The sequence below is a fragment of the Desnuesiella massiliensis genome (assembly GCF_001403615.1).
Classification (GTDB): Bacteria; Bacillota; Clostridia; order Clostridiales; family Clostridiaceae; genus Desnuesiella; species Desnuesiella massiliensis.
The window spans coordinates 602,954-627,921 of the sequence record NZ_LN879455.1 but is presented as its reverse complement, the minus strand read 5'-3'; the positions used below and the strand labels follow the sequence as shown (position 1 = coordinate 627,921).

General features: G+C 31.4%; 21 protein-coding genes and 2 riboswitches. Of the genes, 1 reads left to right on the top strand and 20 read right to left on the bottom strand.

Annotated elements, in window-relative coordinates; genetic code table 11:
• Positions 1 to 21 precede the first annotated feature (21 nt).
• From grdD to BN2665_RS09525, 15 genes are all read right to left on the bottom strand, one after another.
• Positions 22 to 1,182: a glycine/sarcosine/betaine reductase complex component C subunit alpha gene (gene grdD / locus BN2665_RS09605; protein ID WP_055666885.1), complete on the bottom strand. Its 1,161-nt coding sequence runs from the start codon at positions 1,180 to 1,182 to the stop codon at positions 22 to 24.
• Between the two features lie 14 nt (positions 1,183 to 1,196).
• Positions 1,197 to 2,735 carry a glycine/sarcosine/betaine reductase complex component C subunit beta gene (gene grdC, locus BN2665_RS09600; protein ID WP_055666884.1) on the bottom strand — a complete coding sequence of 513 codons (1,539 nt, stop codon included), beginning with the start codon at positions 2,733 to 2,735 and terminating at the stop codon, positions 1,197 to 1,199.
• A gap of 173 nt (positions 2,736 to 2,908) precedes the next feature.
• Positions 2,909 to 4,213, bottom strand: a complete 1,305-nt coding sequence (grdB, locus tag BN2665_RS09590; RefSeq protein WP_082435863.1) for a glycine reductase complex selenoprotein B — start codon at positions 4,211 to 4,213, stop codon at positions 2,909 to 2,911.
• Between the two features lie 41 nt (positions 4,214 to 4,254).
• A complete protein-coding gene (grdA, locus tag BN2665_RS09585; protein WP_082435862.1) occupies positions 4,255 to 4,722 on the bottom strand; it encodes a glycine/sarcosine/betaine reductase complex selenoprotein A in 468 nt (155 codons plus the stop codon).
• Positions 4,723 to 4,811: 89 nt separating this feature from the next.
• Positions 4,812 to 6,098, bottom strand: a complete 1,287-nt coding sequence (locus BN2665_RS09575; RefSeq protein ID WP_055666879.1) for a glycine/sarcosine/betaine reductase component B subunit — start codon at positions 6,096 to 6,098, stop codon at positions 4,812 to 4,814.
• 68 nt (positions 6,099 to 6,166) lie between these two features.
• Positions 6,167 to 6,499 (bottom strand): thioredoxin family protein, encoded by a 333-nt coding sequence (locus tag BN2665_RS09570; RefSeq protein ID WP_055666878.1) that lies wholly within the window; start codon positions 6,497 to 6,499, stop codon positions 6,167 to 6,169.
• Positions 6,500 to 6,548: 49 nt separating this feature from the next.
• The gene (gene trxB / locus BN2665_RS09565) at positions 6,549 to 7,472 is read right to left on the bottom strand and encodes a thioredoxin-disulfide reductase (RefSeq protein WP_055666877.1); all 924 of its coding nucleotides are present in this window, start codon (positions 7,470 to 7,472) and stop codon (positions 6,549 to 6,551) included.
• Between the two features lie 57 nt (positions 7,473 to 7,529).
• Positions 7,530 to 7,907, bottom strand: coding sequence for a GrdX family protein (locus BN2665_RS09560; protein WP_055666876.1), 378 nt, complete (start codon positions 7,905 to 7,907; stop codon positions 7,530 to 7,532).
• A gap of 65 nt (positions 7,908 to 7,972) precedes the next feature.
• A riboswitch (glycine riboswitch) is annotated at positions 7,973 to 8,025 on the bottom strand.
• A gap of 3 nt (positions 8,026 to 8,028) precedes the next feature.
• Positions 8,029 to 8,130, bottom strand: a riboswitch (glycine riboswitch).
• A 202-nt stretch (positions 8,131 to 8,332) separates the two neighbouring features.
• The gene (locus BN2665_RS09555; protein ID WP_055666875.1) at positions 8,333 to 9,169 is read right to left on the bottom strand and encodes a DegV family protein; all 837 of its coding nucleotides are present in this window, start codon (positions 9,167 to 9,169) and stop codon (positions 8,333 to 8,335) included.
• A gap of 15 nt (positions 9,170 to 9,184) precedes the next feature.
• Entirely contained in the window at positions 9,185 to 9,652 is a 468-nt protein-coding gene (gene trmL, locus BN2665_RS09550; RefSeq protein ID WP_154674910.1) for a tRNA (uridine(34)/cytosine(34)/5-carboxymethylaminomethyluridine(34)-2'-O)-methyltransferase TrmL, read from the bottom strand.
• Between the two features lie 113 nt (positions 9,653 to 9,765).
• The gene (locus BN2665_RS09545) at positions 9,766 to 10,596 is read right to left on the bottom strand and encodes a Cof-type HAD-IIB family hydrolase (protein ID WP_055666874.1); all 831 of its coding nucleotides are present in this window, start codon (positions 10,594 to 10,596) and stop codon (positions 9,766 to 9,768) included.
• A gap of 125 nt (positions 10,597 to 10,721) precedes the next feature.
• Positions 10,722 to 12,914, bottom strand: a complete 2,193-nt coding sequence (locus BN2665_RS09540) for a transglutaminase-like domain-containing protein (protein WP_055666873.1) — start codon at positions 12,912 to 12,914, stop codon at positions 10,722 to 10,724.
• 32 nt (positions 12,915 to 12,946) lie between these two features.
• Positions 12,947 to 14,134: a DUF58 domain-containing protein gene (locus BN2665_RS09535; protein WP_055666872.1), complete on the bottom strand. Its 1,188-nt coding sequence runs from the start codon at positions 14,132 to 14,134 to the stop codon at positions 12,947 to 12,949.
• A complete protein-coding gene (locus tag BN2665_RS09530; RefSeq protein ID WP_055666871.1) occupies positions 14,127 to 15,074 on the bottom strand; it encodes an AAA family ATPase in 948 nt (315 codons plus the stop codon). The genes BN2665_RS09535 and BN2665_RS09530 overlap by 8 nt, the downstream gene beginning before the upstream one ends.
• A 180-nt stretch (positions 15,075 to 15,254) precedes the next feature.
• Entirely contained in the window at positions 15,255 to 16,664 is a 1,410-nt protein-coding gene (locus BN2665_RS09525) for a VanW family protein (protein ID WP_055666870.1), read from the bottom strand.
• Between the two features lie 249 nt (positions 16,665 to 16,913).
• Between BN2665_RS09525 and BN2665_RS09520 the strand changes: the two genes are divergently transcribed.
• On the top strand, positions 16,914 to 17,963 hold the full coding sequence (locus tag BN2665_RS09520; protein WP_055666869.1) for a M42 family metallopeptidase: 1,050 nt from the start codon (positions 16,914 to 16,916) through the stop codon (positions 17,961 to 17,963).
• A gap of 274 nt (positions 17,964 to 18,237) precedes the next feature.
• Here the strand turns inward: BN2665_RS09520 and BN2665_RS09515 are convergent, their stop codons facing one another.
• The 5 genes from BN2665_RS09515 to BN2665_RS09495 all read right to left on the bottom strand — a co-directional run bounded on the left by BN2665_RS09515 (position 18,238) and on the right by BN2665_RS09495 (position 24,870).
• The gene (locus tag BN2665_RS09515; RefSeq protein WP_055666868.1) at positions 18,238 to 19,143 is read right to left on the bottom strand and encodes a D-alanine--D-alanine ligase; all 906 of its coding nucleotides are present in this window, start codon (positions 19,141 to 19,143) and stop codon (positions 18,238 to 18,240) included.
• Positions 19,144 to 19,361: 218 nt separating this feature from the next.
• Positions 19,362 to 20,966 carry a sensor histidine kinase gene (locus BN2665_RS09510; RefSeq protein WP_055666867.1) on the bottom strand — a complete coding sequence of 535 codons (1,605 nt, stop codon included), beginning with the start codon at positions 20,964 to 20,966 and terminating at the stop codon, positions 19,362 to 19,364.
• The gene (locus BN2665_RS09505) at positions 20,956 to 21,663 is read right to left on the bottom strand and encodes a response regulator transcription factor (protein ID WP_055666866.1); all 708 of its coding nucleotides are present in this window, start codon (positions 21,661 to 21,663) and stop codon (positions 20,956 to 20,958) included. The genes BN2665_RS09510 and BN2665_RS09505 overlap by 11 nt, the downstream gene beginning before the upstream one ends.
• On the bottom strand, positions 21,609 to 22,292 hold the full coding sequence (locus tag BN2665_RS09500) for a phosphatase PAP2 family protein (RefSeq protein WP_082435861.1): 684 nt from the start codon (positions 22,290 to 22,292) through the stop codon (positions 21,609 to 21,611). Before BN2665_RS09500 ends, BN2665_RS09505 begins: the two co-directional genes overlap by 55 nt.
• A 184-nt stretch (positions 22,293 to 22,476) precedes the next feature.
• Positions 22,477 to 24,870 (bottom strand): ATP-binding protein, encoded by a 2,394-nt coding sequence (locus tag BN2665_RS09495; protein WP_055666865.1) that lies wholly within the window; start codon positions 24,868 to 24,870, stop codon positions 22,477 to 22,479.
• Positions 24,871 to 24,968 lie beyond the last annotated feature (98 nt).

Sequence of the window (24,968 nt, the reverse complement as noted above, 5' to 3'; positions counted from 1 at the left end):
ATTAATTTTTCTTAAGTTGTCTTATGCCTTAAATCCAGCTTTTATTAAAGCTTCATTAGCCTTCTCGCCCTCTTCTTCATTAACAAGAACTATAGGTCCTGTACAGCCCATACCACTTTCTGAGTATATACCTTCTTTCCATAATGCTTTACAAGCATCTTCTAGCTCAAGAATATCTATACCAGCTATAGCATAGGTAACCACTTTCTTAGGTGGCATTTTTACTTCTTCCTTTGAGGTATTAGCTTTTTCTTTAGTATTTTTAGAAATTATCTCTTTTAATCCAGCTTTATTAGCCTGTTTAAATTCTTCTCTAGCTAAGTCTAAAAGTTTATTTTTTGCACATACCGCACAATATTTTAGAGCTTCACATATAAGTGGTGCCCCAGAGGCTCTAGAAACTATGTTTATTAGCTTATCATAATTTTCCCCTACTCCTGGTCCATAACCTGCTCCTATAGTTTCATAGTTTCCTCCTGTAGAGAAGGATGAAAATATTTTTATTAATAGGTTTCCTGTTAATGAATCACATACCATTACATCTGGAGTTCCTGCAAGAAGATCATTACCTCTCATTACTGAGCCTCCATCTGCTCTTAAAGATTCACAAAACTCAAAATTATATCCACTAGATTTAAGTTCATTCAAAATTCGTTCTACTTGTCTAGCTCCATCAATATTTAGAATTCCTACCTTAGGATTTTTTATTCCTAGGGCTTTAGCTACAGAAATTCCGGATATAGCATTTATAACCATACCTTCTACTCTATTAGTGGAAGTAGTTCCTGTGGTAGTAGAAATTATTAAATCTCTGCCTTTTGCAGGGGTAATTACCCTTCCTATTGTAGATACACCTATAGGGAAATCAAAATGTTGAGTTACACATCCATCTATTTTTCCTTGCTCTAGAAGCTCTACCATCTTTTTATGTCCTTCTTCTGCAGTATTAGCTTCTACTATAGTGAAATCACCTTCTACCTTTGGTCCTATTAAAACCACTTCAAAATCTTCATACTTATTTTTAGCAAGCTCAGCAGCTTTAACCATTTCTTCCACGCCATGCTCACTACCAAGGATAGTTAATCCAATTCTCACTTTCTTTTTGAAGCTTCCACTTTTTACTCCTTCAGCTATGTCATTAAAAACCTCAGCTATCATTGATTTTACATCATTTTCAATCATATCACTCACGCTCCTTAATTATTCATTAAGTAAGCTGCAAAATCTTTCATTGCATCTGCTACCATTGCTTTTACTTCTTCTTTAGATATACCACCATTATTTTCTGCTTTGCTTCCACTATTTTTCTCAACAACTATAGAAACTCCATCAAATAGATTTGTCATTCTTCCTAGAAATAGGCTACCTTTTCCAACTACCATGAAATTATTCATTTTTCCATTTAACATATGCTCTCTAGCATGACCAACTATTGGCACTCCTGATGGAATGTGACCTTGAGTTGGCGCATATCCTGGATATCCATGTTTAGTTACAAAAGCAGGTAAATCTTTTCTATCTAACTGACCTTTCTTAACTGCTAAAGCTCCTATCATCTTATAGTTTTGAGTTGGAACGTCTCCTGCTCCTGCTGGCTCAGTAATATCTGGAGTTTGCATTTCTGGAGCATATTTATCTATATCAGTAATTTTTAATCCTGCTTTATCAAGAGGTTCTAAAACTAAAGCTTCTAAAACTGCTTGTGGTGAAGCTCCATGTCCTATAGTATGTCTTCCAACAATATCTGTTCTTAATACTGGATTTACTCCATCATTTTCTGTTAATAATATAGCAAAACCGCCTAAGCAATCCTCTAATACTGGAAGTCCCTTCTTTATATGGTCTCTTCCATTCATACCTAGCTTAGCTGTAGCTCCTCCGCCAACTATAGCCACTTTCTTATAAACTCCTGACTTAATTAGTGCTGCAGCAGTTATTAATGCATGAGTTGGTCCAGCGCAGAACCCTCTCATATCTGATCCTGTAGCTCCAGTAAAGCCAGCTACTTCTCCTATAGATTTAGCTATATTTCCTCCACCTCTTTGGTTCATATCTCCTATAGCTTCTTCTGAACATTCTATAATATATTCAATTTCATCAGCCTTTACTTCTCCATTATTAACTAAGTGCATTAAAGCTAATACTCCTGAAGCCTTTACTGCTAAATTTTCTAATATTACATGAGAAGATAAATTTTTATCGAACTCATGAGCTCTCTTAACACAGCCTACTAAAGTTTCTCCTTCATATAAGCCTTCAGCTATTCCATTTTGTACAAGTTTTTCTATATCAGCTATGTCAAAGCCCTCTTTTATAGCTTCAACCTTACTATTTAAAACTGGATGAGCAGAGAATTTTTCTTTCACTCTAGCTGTCAATTCTTTTTCGAGTAGAACTAAATCAAAAACGTCTGAAATTTTCATTAATCCATAAAATTCATCCTGCGGCATTATTTCTCCAAATTTTCCAAATCTATTTGCATTTTCTATAGGCTCACCATGCCAAGGTCTTTTTCTTTCTGCTAATTCTTCTGGAGTCATATTTCCTATATAAGTTTGGTTAGGAGCATAAGCTACTACATCCTCAAAGCTTCTTAAATTATTTCTTATAACCTTTAAATACTCTGAATCAGGATTTGTTTCCCTTTCTAATGTTTGAGTAGTTCCATTATGTATTATCATATCTGGGGTATTAACTAAAACATAAGAAGCTCTTTTTATTACTGGAAAATCCATTTTAAAACCTCCTTGAAATTATCTTAAAAATATTTAATTAACAATTAAAGATTAAAGCAATCATAGTTTTACTATTTAATCCTTAGTTCTTAATTATTTAATAAAGGAGAATGACCAAAAGATCATTCTCCTAATGGATCTTTTATTGATATTAAAGGGAATTTTTCAATTTTCTATGCTTCAAAAACCTTTTGTCCTTCTACAGGAGTTTCAAGTGCTCTTAAAGCTCTTTCTACTAATTTGTATCTTAATTCATATTCATCCTTATGATCCAATGTAGGATTTCCTAATGGATAAGGAATAGCTACTGTTGGAACTATTCTGTTAGCTCCTACTGTTAAGGATATAGGTACTACTGTACACATATGAACTACTGGTAGCCCAGCTCTTTCTATTTCCTTTACTAACGTTGCTCCGCAACGTGTACAGGTTCCTCAAGTAGAGGTAAGTATAACTGCAGTTACACCGTCTGCTATTAACTTTTTAGCTATTTCTTCTCCAAATTTCTTAGAAGAAGCAACAGCTGTTCCGTTTCCTACTGTAGTATAGAAATATCTATGAAGAGAACCAATCTTCCCTTCCTTCTCCATTTGTCTTAAAGCGTCTACTGGTAATACTCTATCTGAGTCAGTATTAGCATAAGTTGGATCATAACCACCATGAGCTGTTTCATAAGTTTCAGAGGTTAAGTCCATAACACCTTCTATATCGTACTCACCGTATTTTGACGCACTGGAGGATTCTATATGATCTGGGTTTCCCTTGGGAACTATACCACCTGAGGTAACTAAAGCAATTTTTGCTTTTGATATGTCCTCTACTGCTGGGTTTGGCTCTACTCTATCAAAAACTGGCATTTTGAATTCTGTAACAAACTCTTCGCCTTTTAATTTTTTTACTAGCATATCTACTGCTCTTTTTGAACCTCTTTCGCTAGCAAAATAATTTTTTCTTATACCTCTTTCAATGTATTCCTCTTCACTAGGTCCTAATATCTCTTCCTTCTTAGCTAATTTTAAAGCTAATTTTGCTATCTTAGGAAGAGCATCCTTCATACCTACTGCACTATTCTTAGTTTCTACTATGTACAAGTGCTTTTTAAACATATCTGCACCAGGATTTTCTATATACATAGCAGTTAATACTGGTATATTAAGCTTTTCTTCAACTTCCTTAGCTATGGTACCACAAGCTACCCCATATCTTCCTGCGTTGAAGGCTGGCCCAGCTATAAATAAATCTGGATTGTACTTTTTCACCATTTCTATTATCTGTGCTTTAGCTTCTTCTGTATTTTCATTAAAGTATGAGTCTCCACAGATTACTGTTGCCACTATTTGGCCTTCTCCTTTTAATAATCCATTTAGCCCCATACCTGGTCCTACAAATCCTTCTCTTACTTCCGGTGTGATATCAGCCTTTTCTTCTCCACCTATACCGGCATAGAATTGGTTTATATAATGAACTACTCTAATCAACTTTGTTCCCCCTTTCTCGGAGTTATTAGATAATTTAATTGTTATTTATATTGACAATATTGATCTCTTACATTCTTAACTTCAGCTATTATAGCATCTACATCAAGAACCATTTCCATCATTCCACATTGCTCGTCATAAACGCCTGGATCACACTCATCCTTTATTTCTGGCTCTACAACGTGATACACGCCTAGACCTAAAGCAATACCTGCTAATGGTCCTGCATAAGTTGGATCTCCTGCTGTTACAGTTTCTGCTGAAAGTCCTGAAGCCTCTGCTTCAGCTCCTCCGATAACTATTACTACATTTTCTGGACCATACTTTTCTGTAAGGTCTTTAACTCTTTGTTGGATCTCCAGATCCATAGCACCTGCGGCTGTTCAAACAAAGCATTCTGTTGAAGCAAATACTACTTCTGCACCAGCGGATTTAACACAAGCTTCAATGGCTGGTCCTGGTATACCGTCTCTATCGCCAATAGCTATGACTTTTTTTCCTTCTAACATACAATCCATCCTCTCACTGTTTCTATATTCTTTCTTTTTCTAAAATTTAAAATATAAAAATCTTATAGGTTATTCTGAAAATTTATAGTTTAATATCCTTTTGCACTTAAATAATTAAATCCTACTTCTGAAGTTGCTCCAGTGATTACTTGAATTTCAGCATTTATGGAACCATCTTCTCTTAAGCTTCCCATGTATCCACCAGCTATAACATTAGCTACTTCTGGATGTCCAATTACTTTTTTCATTGGAGGAAGTGTGATTACTTCATTAGCGTTTCCACCTGTAACTACTGCATCTCCCTTTGGAGTTGAGTCTGCTAAGGATTGAGAGCTTCCATCTTGACCTGCATATTCGTCTGTAACAAGTACTGTTTTTATTCCTTTTTCACTTATCTTATTACAGTTCATAACTAGGTCTGCATCTGGATTTCCAAAGCCTTCTTCAGAAATTATAACAGCATCTGCTCCAAGGAACTCAACTAATTTCGCTGTCATATTTGAAGATCTTTCTTTATCAGCTAAGTAAACATTTTCATTGGTTATAACACAGCCTAAGAAATTATAGTCTTTACCATGTCTTTCATATAAATCTTCAATTATTGGGTGATTCATATGAACATAACTTGGGTTTTTATCGCAAGCTGAAACACAGTTTCCACTTACTATAGCACCATCAAAAACTTCAGTTGGATATATAAATGTAGGAATTATCTTCTTAGCATCTACACCATAAACATAAGTGTCATGTAACAAACCTTGAGTTTGTAGCATGTATACATAAACCACCTTAGGAAGCTCTGGATATTGATTAACTTGCTGCATTAATGGTAAAGTCTCAAATACCTTTACTTCATCAGGTTCTATGTTTTTTCCTACCTTACCTAAATAAGTAGCTGCTTTAAAGCCTACTAATCTTACAGCTTCTTCATGGTCGTGTTGCAGAATACCTTCTTTAGGTTCGCATATGATAACTAGGTTATTAGTTTTTGAGAATGGTGTGTATTTTGCACCTTCTCCTGTCATGTCTATAATACCTTCTTGGAAGCCTACAATCTTACCAGTAGTAACCACTGCAGCTCCCTTTAAAACATGAGTCCTTCCTGAACCAACAGTATCTACCTTGTTGATAAATCCAGGGAATATTCCTCCCTTTCCTTCAACCTTTACTCTTGGCTCAATTACGTCCTTAACTGGTATTATTCTTACTTCTTCTCCTGGTCTAGCGATATCAAAGTCTATGCTTTCGATTCTCTCATCACCAGATACTTCTTTTAATAATTCTTCCTTGTTCACATAAAGAACACCCTTTTCAACCTTTGTATCAGGTCCAAATTGAATATCCTTTATAAATATTTTCCCAATCTCAAGACGCAAAGCGTTCACCTCCTAAATATTATATATAATCTAGAGTGCCTTTTAGGCAAACTCTAGATATTATCATTTTATAAAGTGTCGTAAGTCTCTTTTATAAAGTTTTCTACATCATCCAAAGTACTTATTTTATCTGGAGTTATAGTAGCTAACTTTTCACCATTTTTGTATATTATCATAGTAGGAAGACCCAATACTCTTTGAGCAATAGCTAATCTTCTTGCAGTGCTTATATTTAAGCTAGCAAATTTAATCTTATCGCCATATTTTTCTTCTAATCCATGAACTCCAGGCATAAGTTCTTTACATATTTCACATTTATCTCCCCAGAAATCAACAAAAACAGGTTTTTCAGTGTATTGAAGCACTTCTGCTTCGAAATTATCCTTATCTAATTCTAACATTTCAAAATACCTCCTAAATTTATATTAAATAAAATATAATTATTTATCATTAAAAATGTTCTTCTATATATTTTTCTGCAGTAGTAGCCGCAATTGCTCCATCCGCTGATGCTGTTATTACTTGTCTTAAGGATTTTTCTCTTATATCTCCTGCAGCAAATACTCCTGGTACATCACATCTCATATCTTCGTCTGTTATAATATCTCCCCTATCATTCATTTTTATTTTTCCTTTAAATAAATCTGATATTGGAAGATATCCAACGAATACAAAGCATCCATCCACTTTAAGTTCGCTTATTTCCCCACTCTTTACATTTTTAAGTACTAAACCTTCTAATATTTCTTCTCCCTTAGCCTCTTCTACCACTGTATCTAGTATAAACTTTATTTTCGGATTATTTTGAGCCTTTTCAAGAGAAGTTTTTGCAGCTCTAAAGCCATCTCTTCTATGTATAATAGTAACATTCTCAGCAAACTTAGTTAGATATATGGCTTCATCTATAGCAGAATCTCCTCCGCCTAAAACCGCTACATCTAATTCTGTAAAGAAATCTGCATCGCAAGTAGCGCAATAGGAAACTCCTCTTCCTCTAAGCTCTAACTCATTTTTAAATCCAGCTAGTCTTGGATATGCACCTGTTGCTATAATTATAGTTTTTGCTTCATAGGTCTCTTTCTTGCAAACTACCTTTTTTATTTTTCCATCTAGTTCTACTTCTAAAACCTCATCTTTTACAAATTTAGTTCCGAATTCTTCCGCTTGCTTTTTCATTCTTTCAATTAGTCCAGGTCCTGTACAATCTTCTATGGAACCAGGATAATTCTCTAACTCTTCTGTAGTAGCAGTTTGTCCTCCAAATTTTCCTCTTTCAATTAAAATAGTATCCATTTTTGATCTTGCTGCATATAATCCTGCTGAAAGTCCTGCTGGTCCTCCACCAATTATTATGGTGTCATAAATATGTGACATATAAAGTCCTCCTCGTATATAATTATTTAATTAATTACATTATATCCAATAAAGCTTTTAATTAATAGCATGATATATTAAATCAAAGTCAATAAGTTGAAAATCTTGTAGAATAGACTCATTCCAATTAGGAATATTAAAATCCTTTATAAACTTCTCTGTAGTAATGATAGCGTTTTCAACAATATTTAAAGAATCAAAATCTAAGCCCGAATACTTTTGCTTAGTTATTAGCACTGTTCTATAGGGCGTTTCGTTTGGTTTAATACTGCTCATAAGAGGATGAGTAAGTAACTTATGCCCTAAATGTATGCGATCCCTAACTTCACTGAATACTTCTAAGGTGCTTCCTTCTATGTATTTTACCAAATAGTTTGTCTTAAACCTTTCCAAACTCATGGGATTATTAGTTATAACCATAAATTGTTCTATCATGTTTAATAATCCTTTCATTTTATTGCAAACAAAAAAGACAGGAATAAAAGCCCTATGCCTTTATTCTCTGTCTTGTAACCTGAGAGATTTACTCCTTCGGTGCTTGCGCTTTCCAGAGTTGTGTCCTTTTTCGGTACTTTTGCCTGAGAGCTTCATAATATATGGGCTATATTACTTATTCCTTCGGCTATTGCAAGTAGCAATCATCTCCCGTAAAATTCATCCACAGCTATTTGTTATATTTTTCACTTTTATTATATTATAAATAATGAATTTTTTCCATCATTATTTTGATTATTGCTATTTGTTTTATAAATAGCAATAATCAAAAAATCTAATAATACTCTAAATAAATAACTATTCACCTGTCTAACTAGCTATTTTTATTAGCATTGTAATACATACAAAAATATATAATTCCGATATTATTTCTCGATATAAAACACTCCACAAGCCCTAGGCCCAGAATGGGTTCCTACTACGCAGCCTACTTCTGCCTCTATGAAATCTACCCCTTTTTCCTTTAATGCATCTCTTAAAGTATCTAATATATCTTCGCTAGCCGCATTTAGAAGTATAAAAGGTTCTTTGTTATCATAAGGATTGTTATCTACATGTTCTAAAATGCTCTTTAGGGCCTTTTTACTTCCTCTTACTTTCTCTAACACTACCATTTCGCCTTCCTGTACAGCTAATATAGGCTTTATACCAAGAATATTACCTACAAAACCTGCTGTTTTAGAGAGCCTTCCGCCCTTTACAAGATGCTCTAGCTCTGTAAAAGCCAATGAGCTTTTTACTTTAGGAATAGCACTGATTATTTCTTTCTCTATGTCCTTTAATCCTTTTCCTTCTTCTATGAGCCTAGCAGCTTTAAGCACTAATACCCCTAAACCTGAAGTAACATTCCTACTGTCAATTATTGAGATATTATCCCTTTCTAATAATTCCTTGGCTATACAAGCTGACTGAAAGGTTCCGCTCATATTAGATGATAAATGAATAGAAATTATATCATAACCTTCATCTAAATATTTTTTATAGCAATCTTGAAATCTTTGAGGATTTATTTGAGAAGTGCTTGGAAAAACTCCTTCAGTTTTTATTTTGCTAAGCAATTTATTAAAATTGATGTCTACTCCATCATAATAACTCTCTTCCCCAAAATTAACTATTAGAGGAAGAACCTCTATATTATATTTTTCAATAATAGTACTGGGTAAATCTGCCGTACTATCCGTTATTAATTTTATCTTAGTCATTTCCTCCATTCCCCTTTACTTCATATTTGGAAATCCGCTTTGCCTTAAAGCTTCATAGGCTATAATAGAAACAGTATTTGACAAATTTAAGGATCTAGTACTTGTTTCAAGCATAGGTATTCTAATACATCTATCAGGATCGCTATCTCTTATGTAATCTGGAAGTCCACTGGACTCTCTTCCAAAGATAATAAAATCTCCAGCCTTAAAATTAACCTGATGATAAAAATGCTTTCCCTTTGTGGTAGAAAAGTAAAAAGTACCTTCTTTATATTTTTCTCTTAAAGCTTCATAGCTTTCATGAATCTCCATATCTAAATATTGCCAATAATCTAATCCTGCTCTTTTAAGATGTTTTTCATCTAGACTAAAGCCTAAAGGTTTTATAAGGTGTAGCTTAGAATTAGTTAACACACAAGTTCTTGCTATGTTTCCTGTATTTTGTGGAATTTCTGGTTGAAATAATACTATATTTAAATTCACTACTATTACCTCCATAGTTTTCAAATATATTAATAATATTAAACTATTAACAAGCCTAAGTAAAGTCATATAATTTAGTGCTTTTAGGTACGAGAGAATTTATATATTTATTTTTATTTAGATCCTAGAATAAATTTTTCAATTACTTTTGCTACGCCATCACAATCATTAGTTTCCGTAATAAATTGAGCTATAGCCTTTACCTCTTCCTCAGCATTTCCCATAGCTACCCCAAGTCCAGCATACTCTATCATAGAAATGTCATTTTCATTATCTCCAACGCAGATTATTTCTTCAGGGGTTAACCCATAAAATCCAGCTAATAACTCTACTCCTCTACCCTTAGAAACTCCCTTTGCCATAATTTCAAAATTATTTGAGTAGGAGCTTACTACCTCTATACCTCCCAAACATAACAATTCCTCTTTCGCCTTCTTCACCTTCTCTATATCGTCATCTACTCCAATGCATTTTACAATATCCTCTTCATTGTCCCTAAAGACTTTATCCCACTCATTAACTATGTTAATAGCTATCTGACAATTAGGAGGCAAATATTTATTAAGTTCTGAGTATATTTTAGAGGAATGCACTAAATCACCAGAAAATATAGAATTTGGTGTATGAAAATGAGGACATATATCATATTTTCCCAATATATTTACAATTTTTTTACAATTATTATATCCTAAATTAGATTTATATATGACTTTATCTCTATCTTTTTCTCTTATAAAGGCCCCATTAGCAGAAATTACTGGTGCTTTTACTCCTATTAAATCTGCATAATAATAAGCGGAGTTAAACATTCTCCCTGTACTAACAGCAATCTTCACTCCTTTTTCATGAGCTAGTTCAATGGCGCGTTTAGTCCTTTCCGTAATTTTTTTATCACTAGTTAATAATGTACCATCCATATCTGTACACAACAATTTATACTGCATTTGTTCTCCTCCTGTTATCCATTGTATATGAAATTTTATTTTATATTTTTTATCTCTTCCAAAAACATTATACCAAATAAACATAAAAATAGGATAGTTTAACTACCCTATTTTTAAAACATATATTAAATAATATATCTCCTTAAATAATATACAAATGTATTTTTAGTCCCCTTTATATATCCTTCTAGATATTTATATATATAAGCCTTATCCACATCAGAATCTTTATATCCACCATAGTATTCTCTATATACCTGGTTAACTAAAGGCTTAAGCTCTTTTCTCAATTCTTCTGTCGGAAGATTAGCTATAAACTCCATATCAGTTTCAAAGGATGACTTTACTATTCCTACAGTTTTTAGTCTTCTTAGAGCATATTTATATAGCGGAATTATACTATTTGATTTTATAATTTTATTTTTTTGGAGAATCAATATACCATTTCTTATAATAAGGTATAGAATTATTAATAAAATAGCTCCATATATTAAAATACTCTGAATATCAATATAGGTTTTATTGGTCTCTTGATTTGAAGTTTCTTCTTCCTGAGGTTTTCTATTTTTTTGTTTAGGATCTATATTTTCATTGTCATTTATAATAGTTGATTCTCCAGATGGATTTTGGATGCTTTGTTCTCTAATCTCTGTAGGTGTAGGTGAGCAATCTGCTATAGACCAAACCTCCTGATCACTATCTAAACACACTTCTGTCCATGCATGTGCATCCTCGTTAGTTACAGTGTAAAAACCATCCGCCTCTGCTTTAGGCGGCATTTTAAACCCTTCAACATACCTGGCAGGTATTCCTGTTATTCTTAACATTATAGTAGTAGCTGTAGCAAAATATACACAATAACCCTTCTTTTCATTAAATAAAAAATAATCAACAAAATCTGCATCCGTTGGTACATTTGAAACTTCTAGAGAATAAGAGTAATTTTTACTTAAGTAATTTTTTATCCTTTCAACCTTTTCAAGGTCATTTTGTGCTCCATCCACAATTTTATACACAAGTTCCTTAGTTCTATCGGTTACGCTATCAGGGATTTGAGTATACTTACTATAAAAGGCTCCAGTGTATTTGTTTCGACCTCTAGTTATTATTTGTTGATTTATTGCAAGATCAATGCTTTTTTCATCATAGAATTCTATTTGATAAGGATTTTCTACAGGTTTATCATTTAAGTATACACCGTTTTCTGAGTTATTGTATACATTTCCTCCTTGTAGTGATATGGAAAAAGCATTAATTGGGACAAACATGGTGTATATGTTTAGCTTATCGGGGTGGATATACATCGACTTCTTACCTACTCTCATATATTCTCCCCTATTTCTTATAATATTGCTAATATTGCTATTTTCATAGGTTACAGCGGTATTTCTCCATGAGTTTCCCGTATATATATCTTTAACAGAACCTTTTAAATGGTAAGCCTCTGTTGAATCTACCCTAAAGGCAGTGGCTGAGCTTAAGGTTATCTTCCCCCCTAGTTTTTTTTCGCTATCACTATAACCCGAAAAAGATAGTTTATATTGATTAGAATTTTTACCTTTAGAGGTGCTCCCTTGTTCATTAGGATTTACAGAAAATCTATTTGTAAACTTATCAGTTATTAGCTTTCCATACTTTCCTTCATACTCTTGAGGCAAGAACAATATAATACCAGAGATAATAATCGCTATAACTATTATCTGGCTTATAATACTTCCGTTCTCAATACTCAATTTTATGCCACTTTTACTTAATTTTTTGAGATAATTATCATTGTCATTTAAAGCATAGGTAATTATACTCAATACAACGAATTTAGTTAAACCTTGTTTAACTCCATCAGTATAACCTAGATACCACAAAAACACTAGAATTGATATATTAATGAATACTATTATATTTAAAAGACCTTTGGAATCTAGAAATAGAGTTAAAATACTTATTATAGGTATCATTATCATAAAGATATTTTCAAATAGATAAAAACTATTATTTCTTCCTTTAACTAAATTCGTGTTTATTACATCTATGTTTTCTATAATACCTTTAACAAAAAAATTATTTATGAAGTCCTTAGAATAGAAACTATAGGCACTTAGGGCTATTATTACTATTAAAGTAAAAATAAATTTGTGCTTGGGTTTTAACAAAATAATTTGATAAAACCAATAAATTATTAGAGCTATAAAGAACCAAAAAGTAACTAATGCATAATTAAAATCTTGAATGTCATAACATACTCTCATAACTCCTAAAATAAATAGCATATTTAAATATATAAAAAGTATGTGTAGCTTTTTATTTTTAAACCAATTCAAATATTATCACCTATCTTCCTTAAGGCTTTTTATTAGGCCTCAGCAGCGTTCTCTCTTTCTTCTATGCACCTAATTAGTTCACAAATATTTATACATTCTACTCCAATCTTATTTAGAAACTCTGAATTTTTAATGTCCTCAGAGGTTTTATTGGTATAAAATACAATTATTTTATATCCTACATCCTGCATATTCATAAGAGAGTTAGTCAAGGCATCAGATATTTTCCCTGTTATAATAGCTACTCCGCTCAAGCTTGATAATTTATTTCTATGAGAATTAATAAATCTTAAGAAGCTAAAGTCTCCATCACTCTTTTGAGTTAAAAAAAGTTCCTGTAAATTTTGGAGATCTTCCTTATTCTCTACATCATATTCTATAAATCCATTACAATTTATAAAAAGCTTGGACTTAATATCTCTTGATACTGCAAAGTTTACTAAGGAAGAACAAAAATCCACCATTTTTTCTTCAAGAATACCTTCTCTGTCCATATTATAATTAGATTTATTCATATCTAAGAATATATTTAATTCTTGGCCAGATACTGTTTCAAAATTTCTTACAAACAATTCATTAAGTTTCGCACTAACCTTCCAATTTATTCTTTTTAAATTATCTCCATCTCTATATTTTCTCATATCCTTAACAGAATACATGTCCTCTATACTGCTTTTAGTAGAGGTGGCATTTTTAAAAATATCTGCACTTTTTAATATGGATTTTTCTAATTCATAGATTTTTGGATATACCTTTACAAAAGTATTTTTCTTAATACTTTTATTTACTGTAAAAATGCAAAACAGATCCCTTATAGATACTGACATACTTCCTATATCATATATACCTCTGTTTTTAAAATTAATATTATATTTTAGATTTTTCGTTTCATCAAACTTTAGGCTAATAAGCTCTCCAATGAACTTAGGATTAAATAATGAAATAATATTATTTTTAATAACTACATAGGGTGAGGGAATTATGCTCCTATTATTGGCCAAAATAGAAATAGGAGCTATATCTCCGCAAATATATACTCTTTCCTCCATGCGGATGTCTATACCAATACTTATAGATAGAATAAATATGGTAAAAATTGAAAAAATCAAGGTTATAAAAAGAGCATAAAATATAGTATAGGGTAAGTTCCCACCCTGTATATATGCAAATATATAGGCTAGAATTGTTAAAACCACAAATCTAATGTTAACTCTAATCATTTGTCATCACCTTTGGAACTGGTACATTTTTAACTATATCAGATATTATGCTTTCTTTTTCATAGCTATTGGCTCTCGCCAAAGAAGATAGCGTAATCCTATGACCTAGAACTAATTCAGCATTTTCCTTCACATCCTCTGGTAAAACATAATCTCTTCCATTTATTAATGCAGTAGCTTGAGAAACTCTTAGTAAGGCTAATGCTGCTCTAGTACTAATACCTAAGTTTATATAATTACTCTTCCTAGAAGCATTCGCAATTTCAACAATATATTCATTTATAGCCTTTGCTACTTTAACTTTTCTAACAGACTCTTGTAAAAATAAAATATCCTCTATGGTAATTACGGCGCTAATTTCGCTTAATGGATTCTTTTCTCTATATACTTCTAATATTTTTGCTTCACTTTCCTTTGAAGGATGACCGATAGCTACTTTCATCATAAACCTATCTAATTGAGCTTCTGGCAAAGTAAAGGTTCCCTCATATTCAATAGGATTTTGAGTGGCTAGAACAAAAAAGGGTTCCTCTAGCTTATAGGTATTATTTCCTTCAGAAACCTGATGCTCTTCCATAACCTCTAATAAGGCTGATTGAGTTTTAGGTGATGTTCTATTTATTTCATCTGCAAGGACTATATTAGCAAAAATAGGCCCTTTTTTAAATTCGAACTGCATATCTCTTTGATTATATATAGAAATTCCTGTTATATCTGAAGGTAACAGATCTGGAGTGAACTGAATTCTGCTGTAGGATAAATTCATAGATTTAGCCAAAGCTTTTACTAAAGTAGTCTTACCTACGCCCGGTACGTCTTCTATAAGAATATGTCCTTTACCTATAATACCCTTTATAATATTAATTATCTCTTTTCTTTTACCTATAATAACCTTTTCTACGTTATCCACTATTGATTCAATTAATTTTGTTTCTCTCATATTTTGCACATTGCAATATTTAATTATTGCGTCCCCTTTCTTTCCAATAATCTAAATTTTCTAGAATTTATTATATCATATATTTGGAAATTAAAAAAATCATTTTATTACATAACTTTATAAAAAATAGAGCTTTTATAAAAAGCTCTATTTTAAACATCTCCAAAAACAATTAATTTCTTAAGGTTGCTTTGGTGGTAGAGGATTTTGAGGTGGTGTTTCAGCTTTTTTTGTTCCCTTTTTAATTATACCCTCTACAGGTAAATAATAATCATTAGATAAAGTCTCTGTACTAATTAATTTTTCGCCTTCATAGGTCTTTCTATATACCTTAACCTTATATCCATTTACAGCATTTTTTTCAACTACTGTTTGTCCCTCTGGTAAATTTGGATCATCCACTGTCTTCACATTAGCAGGAATAGTTTGATAAACTTCTGGAATTATTTGATAACTTCTGTTGTTTATATTTCCACTACCGTAAATATTAAAATATACTACTCTATTTTGAGTAATTCCCTCTATATATATAGGAAAGTCAAAGGTGTTTTTAAACTTATAATCTAGTGCGCCAAATACTACAGTAGCATCCAAACCTAAACCTAAGTAACTGGTTTGCAATGAGTGATTTATCCTCTCCACTGATTTAAGTCCTGTTCTCAGTACTGCTTGATATAAAGTACTGGAAACTTGACATATGCCTCCGCCTAAGCCTGATTCAACCTTATTGCCTACTATAACCGGTGCATCCTTATACCCCTTCTCTACTGTTCTCTCACCCACTACATCATTGTAACTAAAGGTTTCACCTGGCATAAGAACTTTTCCGTTGATTGCCTTTGTAGCTAATTCTACATTATAAGCTCTCTCCCAATTAGAGCTAGCATAATTAGTTGAAAAAGTAGCAATCTTTGCATTAATAGTCCTTAATTTATCTGCAGTAACACTAGCTTCTACTGCTTTTATAGGTGCATCAATTACTGTCTGTTGCTTAATATCTCCATTAATGCTATCTAAAATTTTCTTTTCTAAGGCCTCTTCATCTAATTTATAGCCTTTTATATCATTGGTAATGTCAAACTTGCCATTGTTGCTTTTGATAGTAGCATTAACAGGCTCTTTATTTATATTTTTAGCTATGCTAGCTATAAATTCCTTTATATACTTAGGATCATAATCAAATTTAAGAATGAGTTCTTTTCCAAAGGAATTTTTTATATTTTTGTATTTAGAAAGCATATTCTGCTCTTTTCCATAAGCAATAGCTTCTTTTGCTACCTCGTCAATATTATATTTGGAATTAAGCTTGCTATAATCCATGTTATAGCTTTTGTTATTTTGATTTACTGATAACTGCTTCTTTAATATGGCGTCACCATATTTATCTTTTAAAATACTTTTAATCTGCTCTTCATTCTTACCACCTAAGTCTAAGCCTTCTATTTTAACTCCAGGATAGGCTAAATTATCCCATTTGGAGGTTTCCTTATATATATACATCATATACGCGGATGTAGCCACAGCAATGATAGTTAGAATTGAGGCTAAAAGTATTATAGGAAATTTTTTCTTTAACCTTCTTTTTCGCATCTTAATCTCCTTTCCTCTATGATAATATTATAATATAAAAGCTTAATAAAAACTAAGATTTTTCTCACTTATTTTATGTAATAAACTACAAAAATAAGTCCAATATATACTATACAACTATTAAACAAAATTTAAAAGCTGTCTCATAAAATTTTTCTCTAATTATATATACGTATATATTTCAAATTTGTTTAAAAAAACTTTTCAGTATGTTAAAATTTACATATAAAAATTAAGGAGGATATTTATATGAATAACAAAACACACCATAAAAATAGGTTAAAATATTATTTGGAAAAAATATTAACCATACCTAGTCCCACAGGCTTTACTAATGATATAATGAACTATATTAAAACTGAACTAGATAACTTAAAGGCAACCTTTACTATAACCAACAAAGGAGCTATAATTGTTACCATAAAAGGCTCTGAGGATGATTACCAAAGAACCTTTTCTGCTCATGTGGACACCCTAGGCGCCATGGTTAAAGAGATTAAATCCAATGGAGCCTTATCCTTGACTCCTATAGGCGGATATATGATGACCTCCATAGATGGTGAGAATTGTATTGTTGAAACTCTAGAGGGTACAAAATATACTGGTACCATTCAAACCATAAAACCCTCAGTTCATATAAGTGGTGATGAAGCAAGGGAGCTTAAGAGAACACCTCAAAATATGGAGGTTATTCTTGACGAAAGAGTTAACTCAAAAGCCGATGTCGAAAATCTAGGAATAAATGTAGGTGATTTTATATGCTTAGATACCAGAACTATATTTACAGAGAAAGAGTATATTAAGAGCAGATATCTAGATGATAAAGCTAGCGTAGCTATACTGCTATATGCTATTGAGTATATGCTAGAAAATAAGGTAACTTTACCTTATACCACTAATTTTTTTATAAGTAATTATGAAGAAGTAGGTCATGGTGCTAAGGCTTCCATACCAGAAAACACAAAAGAATTTATTGCTGTAGATATGGGCGCTCCTGGTCCTGGTCAAAACTCTTCTGAATACTCTGTTTGTATCTGTGCCAAAGATTCCTCTGGACCTTATGATTATGACTTAAGAAAATCTTTAATAGAAACTTGCAAAGAGCATGATATTGATTATAAGATAGACATCTACCCCTTCTACGGTTCAGATGCCTCTGCTGCTCTAGGTGCTGGTTGGGATGTAAAAGCCGGTTTAATAGGACCTGGCGTCTTTGCTTCTCATGCTTATGAAAGAACTCATATGGATGCTCTATTGGCTACTTTAAATTTAGTAATACAGTATTCTTTGAAAAAATAACACTCTTAATAAAAGTTGCAGCACAACCTTTATTTAATTCACAATGCACAGTGCACAATTCACAATGAAGGAAATCTTTTCTCCACTAACGTTACGAAAAAATTCAGAATTTATGAAGCGTGGCTAATGCTTAGCCACAGCTTTTAAAATTTGCAAAGCCGCTTTGAAAATATAATATAAGATTTTTCGTAGAGCAACGGAGAAAAATCCTCATTAATTGTGAATTGTGCATTGTGAAATGTGCATTAAAAAAGCGACCTACGTCGCTTTTTTCCTATACTCTATTTTCCTTTAAAGAATATTCAATTATTAAATCTAACAATTTAGAAAAGCTTATATTAACCCCTGCAGCACTTTTAGGTAATAAACTATTCCTAGTCATGCCTGGTAAGGTATTTACCTCTAATATATAGGGAACTCCTTCTTTTACAATCATATCCACTCTTGCATATACGCTACACTTCAGTGCCTTCCAGCATTTTAATGCCATAGCCTCCACCTCTTTATGGAGCTCTTCTTTCAATTCTATGATAAACTCATCTGCACCACCATCTGCATATTTAGAGGTATAATCGAAAAAGCTTGACTTTGGCTTTATAGCTAGTACAGGAAGCATTTGTCCATTTAATATAGGACAAGTTATTTCATCTCCCTTTATATATTCCTCTATCATTACCTCTGAATCATACTTAAGAGCTTCTTCTACAGACCTAGCCATCTCTTCTAAGGAAAAAACTATGTTAGTAGCTACGCTGGATCCTCCATTATTGGGTTTTACTACTAAAGGATAATTCAATTCCTTAATATTTTCCTCTGCTAAATCTTCAGTGGACTTTACTATAATCCAATTAGCTGTCCTTATATTTTCAGCTTTTAATACTTTCTTAGTTATATCTTTGTCCATACATATAGCACTGCTCAAAGAGCCACATCCGGAATAAGGTATGTTTAAAGTTTGCAGTATGGATTGAATAGTACCATCCTCTCCAAATTTACCATGTAAAGCTAATAGTGCAAAATCTATCTCTCTTACCTTTTCAATTACATCCTCTTTGCTGTTTAGTATTATAGGAAAAACCTCATATTTATCCTTATTTAAATTAGCTACCATCTCTTCACCAGTTTTTAATGAAATTTCTCGCTCTGAAGAAATCCCCCCCATTAATACTCCTATTTTCATCATACTTACCTCCATATAGACCGAATATAATAATTATTACTATATAACTTAGTATAGTGTGAATCTTATAAAACGTTAAAAATATATTCATACAAGTCTTAATTATATCACTTATATTGTACTTTTTAAAATACCAGATCAAAATTTATTCATTGTTTACATTTGGACATCGTAAAAAAATGCATGAAGGATTTACACCTTCATGCATGAAATAACTTTTAAGCTTCTATGTTTAAGCTTACATAAAACCTAATATCATTTTCAATACATTCTGCCCAAATTGATCCTCCATGAAGCTCTACTATATTTTTAGCTATAGCTAGTCCAAGTCCACTACCACCACTAGAAGTATTTCTGGCTTCATCTAATCTATAGAATCTTTCAAAGAGTTTATGAATCTTTTCGGAACTTATATTATCACCTTTATTTTCTACACATATTACAGCTTTATTATGCTCCTTTTCCAAAAACACCTTTATATTTCCAGGTTTATAGCTATATTTTATTGCATTAGTTAAAAGATTTTCAAGTACTCTTAACATTTTACCCGGATCAACACTTACATATATTCTCTCTTCTGTTAGCTCCTTAATTATATTCAGTGAATTTTCTTCACATATGGGTATCATTTCATCAATGAGCTGTTCTATAAATTCCTTTAGATTTACTTGAGCTTTATATAGCTTTACTCCTTCATTACTTAATTTTGTATATTCAAACAAATCTTCTATGAGCACCTTTAGTTTCTCAGCTTTATTAAAAGCAATATTTAAATAATCCTGCATCTGTTCCTCTGTTTCATACTTGCCTTCTTTAACTAAGCCTATATAGCCCATAACGGAAGTTAAAGGAGTTCTTAAGTCATGAGATACATTGGTTACTAATTCATTCTTAGTTTTTTCTGCTCTTCTTTCGTTTTCTATTTTATTTTCTATTTCCTCAGCCATGTGATTAATGTTCCATGCTAATTCATTTAATTCGTCCTTCCCCTTATTTTTTATACGATAATCTAGTTTTCCTTTCGCTATTTCAGCTACTCCTTCTGATATCTCTTCAATATATCTCATCTTTTTATTAGTGACAAAGATAAAGCCAGCTATAAAGGCTGCTACAGCTATAACTAAGGCTAAAAAATCGTTTCTGCTTCTATAGTTAGTATATACTATATTGGGCTCAGGAATATCCTTTACTATTAAATAGGTTCTAATATCCTTTAATTTTAAAGGATAAAATATCACTATCTCTTTTCTTACATCACTTCGTCCTTGATAATTATCATACCAATCTGTAGCTTTAAAATTAGAGGCATTTTTTATAAGATTATATATATCAATTTGAGTCTCTGCTACGCTAGAGGTCTTGTATATTATTTTTCCTTCTAAATCAGTTATTATTAACTTTAACTCGCTATTATAAACACCATACCTTTGAAGTAATTTATCAATAGCTTCTTTATTTGTACTTTCAATCTCCCCATTGCTTAGCTCTCTTAATAGTGAATCTGTAATACGATTAATATCTGAAACACCATTACTATAATCTATTTGGGGTACCTTTTGATCCCTTGAAAAATAATTACTGCTTATTCCAAAAACCATCACAGCAAAAAAGAAGCATACTCCAAAGGTTATGATTAGTTCAAACCTTATGCTTTCTTTCACTTTTTCCTTAACAAAATCTAAAAACCTTAGCATAGGATCCATAAAGCTTAATAAAGGTTTAAAAATAGTTCTAAAAAGTCTTCTAATTAGTCCAGGCTGTTTTTGAGGCTTCTTTTGTTTTTTACTTTTATTAATTATCTTAAGATCTGTTTTATTTTTCAATCTTATATCCCACTCCCCATACAGTCTTTATGAATCTAGGTTTTCTAGGATCTTCCTCTATCTTTTCTCTTATCTTTCTTATATGCACCATAACTGTATTATCTGATTGAATAAATTCTTCCTTCCACACCTTTTCATAAATTTTTTCTATACTAAATACTATTCCCCTATTTCTTCCTAGCAATTCTAGAATATCAAACTCCATAGGTGTTAGTTTTATAGGCTTTCCATCTAGAAAAACCTCATGATTTTCTGTATTCATCATTAAATCCTCTATCTCTATAATAGAAGTCTTATCTAAATTAGGTATAGGAGAACTATTATTTAACTTAATATATCTTCTAAGCTGAGACTTAACCCTTGCTATAAGTTCCAATGGATTAAAAGGCTTTGTAAGATAATCATCAGCTCCAGTGGTAAGCCCCATTATTTTATCCATATCCTCTGACTTAGCAGATAGCATAATTATAGGTGTATTTCTCTCTTCCCTTATTTTTAAACAAGCTTGCATTCCATCTAACTTTGGCATCATGATATCTAAGATTATAAGATGCACTTCATTATCTTCGAGAATTTCCAAAGCTTTTAATCCGTCTTCTGCCTTTAAAGTGTTATAACCTTCATTTTTTAAATATATATCAATTAAATCTCTAATTTCTTTTTCATCGTCAACGATAAGTATAGTTTCTTTATCCATGAAATTAATTTTTCCTCCTCAACTTTCCTAAATGCATAAAACATAATTAAACTTAATAGTAACCCACCAAATACATCCATAACAACATGTTGCTTAACATATAAGGTGGATGCTATAATGGCCGTACCAATAATTGGCCAAGTTATTTTTATATACTTATTAGTGTTCTTACTACTTAACATTGATAAAATGATCAAACCCGTAGTAAATACATGAATACTGGGAAAACAATTATAAGGTAAATCTGCCTTATAAGTCATGGCAACTATTTTTGTAAATATATCTGTTTCCATTAACTCTGGTCTTACTACTGTAGTCTGAAAAACTATATATATGGCATAACAAACAAGCACTCCTAGATCTAAACCAAGGAGAGTTCTGTAATATTCATCTCTATTCTTCAAAATTAAATATACTATGCTAAATATTATAAAAGGATACCATATATTATAAGGAATTATAAAATACTTTATAAAAGGCGTATTCCTATCAAAAGGTGTTACTAAACTGTGAACTCTCCCTAAATTAGGCTTATTAACAAGGCCATATAATAACACTATAAAAAGGTAGCTTACCATTGCCATAGCATGCTTCCAATTATCTTTTACTATACTCTTTACATTTTCCAATAATATCGCCTCCCATTATATATTATAATACACTTTAAATCTTAATAATACTCTACAATAAATCTTAAAAAAAACTTAACTTTTAATATTTATTTCCAATAGCAAAAATGCATTTCCACATAGTAACATTAAGTTACCACTGAAACGCATTTTGAGATACCTTACTTAAAGCAAGGTTTTTCAATCAATAATTTATATCATATATATCTGAAAACTCAATACTTATTCTCTCTATATGAGATTGCTTAATTTCATTTACATCATATAAAACATCATCTTCCACACATCTACAGGGTAGCTCTATTACAAAGTTGCTTCCTAGTCCTACTTCACTTTCTACCTTAACACTACCTCCATGAAGCTCTACTAAAGATTTTACTAAGGATAATCCTATTCCACTTCCTTCATGGTCTCTTGCCAAAGACTTATCTACCTGCCTAAACCTCTCAAAAATAACATCCAATTTTTCCTTTGGAATACCTCTACCACTATCCTTTACTGAGATATAAAGATTATCTTCTTCTCCATTAAGTATGGAAACATATATGCTGCCCTTTTCCTGAGTAAATTTTACAGCATTAGATAATAAATTCATAACTATTCTCTCAATTTTATCTGGATCACAGGCCATAACTTTTTCTTCTATATCTGTATCAAAAATTATGTTTATGCCTTTATTTTCAGCATAGTCTACTACAGACATAGTAATATCTTCCACAATCTTTATTATATCATGATTTCCCAATTGAAGCTTTAGATAACCAGAATCAATTTTTGTAATATCTATTAAGTTGCTAACAAGCCTAAGTAATCTATAACAATTTTGTTTCATAATTTTATTATATCTGTTAATATGTGAAAAAGTTTTATCATTAAAAGAATACATTTCTACCACTTGAAGTGCTGAGAATATTACATTAATCGGAGTTCTTAGCTCGTGAGATATGTTAGCAAAAAATTCAGTTTTAATTCTATCATATTCCATAGTTTCCGCTAGCTTTCTCTTATCCGTAATATCCCTACTGCTCACAATGCCTCCATTAATTTCACCAGTATCATCAAGCAGAACCCCTATAATTGATTCTACCCATATATATTCATTATTAAATATTTTTAGTCTATACTCTACACGCTCACTGATACCACTATTTTTTACACGTCTATACACCTCATCTACTAAATTTAAATCCTCTGGATGAATTATTTCATAAACATGTTTTCCTCTAAACTCCTTATAGTTACGCTTGGAAAGATTACAGTAGGAACTACTTATATATTCAATAATTCCATCTCTATCTACTTTACAAATTATATCTATCATATTATCTGTTATTTCTCTTAATTTTTTTTCACTCTTTTTTAATTTTTCTTCTATTTTATTGCTTTCAGAAACATCTTCACTTATTATAACATAGTTATCCTCTTTTAGCTTTTCAGAAATCAATTTAAATACTGAGCATTTATATACCGAGTTCTCGTTTTCATTTAAGGGTATGTCAACTCTGCCAGACCAAGAGTTAGAGTTTTTTAAGCTATTCTTAATATTATCATGATGAACATCTACCTTTGAATTATTATATACCTCTGAAAGGCTTTTTCCTACATAGTGTTGGTTCCTGTTAATCAGAGTATTCTTAAAAGAGGGATTCATATATTGAAATTTTCCACTTTCGTCTAAAAAGGCTATCATGTTAGGGCTCTCTTCAACTACTCTATAAAATTTATTTAATTTTCCCTGTAATTTATTGCACTGTTCTATTCTTAAATTTACTTTTCTTATTTCACTCACAAATTGGATGCTTATTCCCAAAATAGGCATGACATTACCTAGCATATCGCTTATAGAAGAAACTACAAAGCTAATATCATAATATGCTTTAGAAAATAATAAATATATCTGTCCAAAAAAAATAAATATAAGGCTAGCTAATAACATTGATGAGAATATATCTTTTTTTTTCTTAAGAGTTGAAAATATAAAATACATGGAAGAAATAAATAAAGAGAAAATTGATATAGTTATACTTAAATTATACATGGTTTTGCTATATCCAAAAAATTTAGTTAGAAACATGCCACAAAGGGTAGTAAATATTATTGAAAGAAAAATATGGACTAATAAGGTTACTCTTTTTTTTATTATTCTACTTAATTTATTACTATAAAAACAAGCTAAGAATAATACTAATGAGAGTAAAACTTTGTTTAAGATATGACTGGTTCTTACGTAATCAATCATAAAAGTTGTACTAACTCCTTTATGTCTTAATATGCGAATTATCACTCTTGCAAATTCATCACTGGCAGAGATAAAATAAATTAATGCAATTATAATATAAAACTCTTCTTTGGTAGCTAGAAAATACATTAAGCAAGTAAATGCAGCAATATAAGCCACTATAGAGCTAGAGAACTGAATGGCAGTGTAGAATTCTTTATAGTAAGCAGTTTTTGAATGTATGATATAAGGTATTATACTTAAGCAAATTATAAAAATAAAAGAATAAAGCATTGCATTATTAGAATTACAATATTTATACGTAAATATTTTATTTTTATTTAAATTGTATAACTGCATAAAAACTACCCTTTCCCTATTATTTTTTACTTATTTCGATATAAATACTATTCTTTACCATTTACATATTTCCTCTATTTTTTTATCGCAAATTCTGA